The organism is Rhodococcus sp. BH5 (genome assembly GCF_027583855.1).
Taxonomy (GTDB): domain Bacteria; phylum Actinomycetota; class Actinomycetes; order Mycobacteriales; family Mycobacteriaceae; genus Rhodococcus_F; species Rhodococcus_F qingshengii.
On record NZ_JAJHVW010000054.1, the window covers coordinates 1 to 3,595 of the forward strand.

At 59.7% G+C, this 3,595-nt stretch carries 5 protein-coding genes; 3 read left to right on the top strand and 2 right to left on the bottom strand.

From position 1 onward, the window contains the following. Positions 1–749 precede the first annotated feature (749 nt). Positions 750–908 carry a hypothetical protein gene (locus tag RhoBH5_RS32355; protein ID WP_270009612.1) on the top strand — a complete coding sequence of 53 codons (159 nt, stop codon included), beginning with the start codon at positions 750–752 and terminating at the stop codon, positions 906–908. Between the two features lie 599 nt (positions 909–1,507). Next, positions 1,508–1,780 (top strand): hypothetical protein, encoded by a 273-nt coding sequence (locus RhoBH5_RS32360; RefSeq protein ID WP_270009613.1) that lies wholly within the window; start codon positions 1,508–1,510, stop codon positions 1,778–1,780. A 137-nt stretch (positions 1,781–1,917) separates the two neighbouring features. On the opposite strand, the gene RhoBH5_RS32365 is transcribed toward RhoBH5_RS32360, so the two are convergent. Further along, entirely contained in the window at positions 1,918–2,301 is a 384-nt protein-coding gene (locus RhoBH5_RS32365; RefSeq protein ID WP_270009614.1) for a hypothetical protein, read from the bottom strand. Continuing rightward, on the bottom strand, positions 2,262–2,915 hold the full coding sequence (locus tag RhoBH5_RS32370) for a hypothetical protein (protein WP_270009615.1): 654 nt from the start codon (positions 2,913–2,915) through the stop codon (positions 2,262–2,264). The genes RhoBH5_RS32365 and RhoBH5_RS32370 overlap by 40 nt, the downstream gene beginning before the upstream one ends. A gap of 23 nt (positions 2,916–2,938) precedes the next feature. Between RhoBH5_RS32370 and tnpA the strand changes: the two genes are divergently transcribed. After that, positions 2,939–3,382, top strand: a complete 444-nt coding sequence (tnpA, locus tag RhoBH5_RS32375) for an IS200/IS605 family transposase (RefSeq protein ID WP_270009616.1) — start codon at positions 2,939–2,941, stop codon at positions 3,380–3,382. Positions 3,383–3,595 lie beyond the last annotated feature (213 nt).

The following is a 3,595-nucleotide window of genomic DNA, read 5'->3' on the forward strand; positions in this document are numbered from 1 at the left end:
AAAGCTGTAAGGGGTGGGTACCGCCTGGCACCCACCCCACAGCGAATTCGATCGGCTAGTCACCGGTCAGTTTCTCTCTGATTGCAATTGACAGGGTCTTTGACCTTTCGCCGCCATCTTTAACCGGAGAGGATGCCTGATCGGCAACTCACTCAGCTCAGATCTCGTTAAGCCTCGACCGCAGGTTTTTCTGCCGGCGTGTCCGCGGAACCTGTAGCGAGTGTGGAGATCAGCTCCACGATCGTCTTGACGATACTCACGACGTCCCCAACTGAACCCATGGTTGTCTCCTTCTGCGTGTTGATTCTCTTTCGGTGTTTGCGCGAAAACTGCTCTGCACAAGCATGTTCAGCTATGTGAGGTGCAATCCTCAAGTTTGCGCTATTGGAGCGTAAGCCACTCGTGCGGTACCAGCATGTGCTACGTGAACCGCTCACTGAAAATGGCCTGTGCAACGAGGTAGCTGTATCCGACCTGGATCGGCAATTTGACCATATGTAGTGCAGCTATGCTAATTAGCAGACCGAAAACCGTCGAGAAGAATGGTGGTCGAAATCATATATTTTGGCCTGGGTGTAGCTGACTTGACCGAAATGTTGAGCGCAAGCCCCGTCTGTGAGGGCGGGGTTAGCGAGTGCATGTTGGTTTTGTTGTCGGTGAGGGGTGCCAGTATGTCGGCATGAGCATCGTTCAGTGCGTGTACCCCAATGTGGGTGCGCAGCTCGAGATGCTGACGATGCACTGCGATCATGCTGGTCTCGTCTACACCAAACTACGCAGCATCGGCGTTCGACCAGGGAAAGACCTACGGCGACAGCAAGGCAACCGCCATAGACCCCGCCGCGCTCGCCGGACTGCTCCCGATCGGCCTCGACCTCGCCTCAGTCGCAACCCGAGCGCGCCCATGACGGAGTTCTGGCCTTTGTTGATCGAGCAGTGCAGCATCGGTTTCTGTCACCCAGATCGCCGGCTAAGCCCCCCGCTACTTCGCCCCCGGCGACGCCCGAACGGTGCCGGGTACGGCGGTAGGGCTGCCGCGATGAGGGCTCGTATGCGCCTTGCGTTCCGGCCATCGCGGTTCACGAGCGTGGTCCAGGACGATTACGGCGATATTCAACAGGTCCAGGACTGCAAGTTGAAGTTCGTCACCACCTCCCTGTTTCAGTGACGGGACCGACCGTTGCTCGGTCATCCTTGTCGGTAACGTTTCGGGTCGCCAGGTAGACCGAACCCAATGGACTGTTTTACGGTGGAGACGCACGGCTGAAAGTGGGTCCCCGTGCTGTGTGCTCAACACGGGGACGTCTCACCTCGTGGAGTCTCTGCCGGCATCAACCGGTGGGGACTCCACTGAAAACGTACGCCGTATTGATGTACCTGCAGGTCACGTAAATATTTTCTTTTTCGCCAATTTCAATCACTAACGCTGGCCGCTGTCACACCCGACGACACCGACATCAGGATCTGCGAGTTCCACCTCGCGAGCAGACGACGAACTCGCATCAGAATGACCATCGCGACAATCGGTTTCAGCGCCGTCGCCACAGTCATGGGAGGTGCGGCGACCGGGGCGTGGCTTTACTTCCTCGTCTTCCTCATCGGGATTGCGCTGAGCGCCCTCTTTTTCAGCGCGACTGGCGATGCAAGCGACAAGGGAGAGAGCATCGGGTCGTACGTCGTCTCGTTTCTGATGGGTCCCGCTCTCCCGGGAAGTGTCGCCTACCTCGCGTCCAGCGGGATCTTGCTCGAATTCCTTACTGTCACGGCCGGTGAGCCTTGAACCCAGACGCACGGAGAACGCACTGACTCGGTAGCGGAAGGACGCTTACATCGAGCTCAGAGCGCCGTCACCGCTTGACGACCCCGAGCCAGCGACCTACCACCAACCACAGGAGTGTCGATGACCCGATCACGATGTCAGGGCAACGCCGACCAGATGGCGAAGTTGGTCGAATTCATCACCACCGAAGTATTTGCAGTCCGAGCGATCGGAGGCGCATCGAGGGTTCCCCTGCCGCTGCGGGTCATGTTCGCCACCCGCAGGTCCTCGACCATGACTGCCGCGATACCGGAATCGATGATCATGGAGGTGGTTTGGTGTGCGAAGTCGCGACGGCGTCGTGCTTGCCGCGCCTTCAGGCCACCGATCTGCGCGTACGTGCGGCGGAGTCGGCGGCTCGGTGTGTACCTGCCAGGTTTATTGCCGCGTTGCCGGGCAGCTTTGTGTTCGAGTCGGTACAGGCGTTTGGTTTCACCGGCGGTCAGGGTGTCTGGTTGGTCGATGAACGACCCGTCCGACAAGGCGATTGTGTGCGTGACACCGCGATCGACTCCGATCGAGCCGCGCTCTGCACGACGTGCGCGGGGTTTGACGATTTGGTTCTCGCCGCGGATGACCAACACCCACCCGTTGCTTCCAGCACAACCCGTGCACCGGTCACCTTCTCCGGCAAGGCTCGATGAAGCCGGACCTTGCAGACTCCGACCTTCGGAATCTGCACGGTGCCACACTTGCGGTTCAACCGGGTGATATTCAGATCTCGCGCCTGCGGGACATCGACCGCGCGGCGAGCCCGCCGCGACTTGAACTTCGGACGCCCGTGGGTACCTGCCCAGTAGCTTTTCCACGCCTGCACGTACGCCTTCAACACCTGCTGCGCAGCCTGCGCGGGCAGCACAGCGAGCCAGTCGATGTCTTTGCGGGCCTGACGGATCGCGGCATCAGAGTCAGTCCACGTCGGCCACCGGTGCGATGCCTCGTGGAAGGTGTGGTGGGCGTGGATCAGGTTCCACATCACCCGTGCAGCATTCGCCTGCGCAATCAGGATCTGAGTTTGTGGGAGTGAGGGGGTCAGCGGATACTTCACGCACCGCTTCACCGTCACCATTTCGCTCACGCCCACAGTGTGGCTCACACCTACGACATTATCATTGGTTCATGTCACCTCGTTGGGAACCAAACACCGATGTTCGTACTGGTCGACACGTCGTCCACAACCTCCACGCCCACTTGGTTTTCGTCACCAAGTGTCGGCGCAACGTACTCACCAACGACATGCTGGAACGGTGCGAGCAGATCATGCGGGACGTGTGCACTGATTTCGAGACCGAACTGCGGGAGTTCAACGGTGAACACGACCACGTCCACCTACTCGTGCACTACCCACCCAAAGTCGCCCTATCGAAACTCGTCAACAGCCTCAAAGGCGTCACCGCCCGTCGTCTGCGGCAGGAATACCAACCGCATGTCCGTAAGTACCTGTGGGGCGGGCACTTCTGGTCCGGGTCCTACTTCGCCGGGTCCTACTTCGCCGGGTCCTGCGGGGGTGCACCCCTGGCCGTGGTCAAGCACTACATCGAAAGCCAACAACGCCCCGTCTAACCCACAGCGGGCCCTCGCTACACGGGTCCAGAAAACCGGATGCGCTTCACCCCCCGGCGTGAACGCCGGAGCACTGCGCAAAACTAGAGATAGATCTCAGCTTTCCTGCGCTCTCGACGCTTTGCTCTGACGCTGTTACCGGGATTACTGTCGGCGAGATTCATCGAGCAGGGCGGCTACGTCCTCCACCGGAATCGACAGCACACCGGCGCC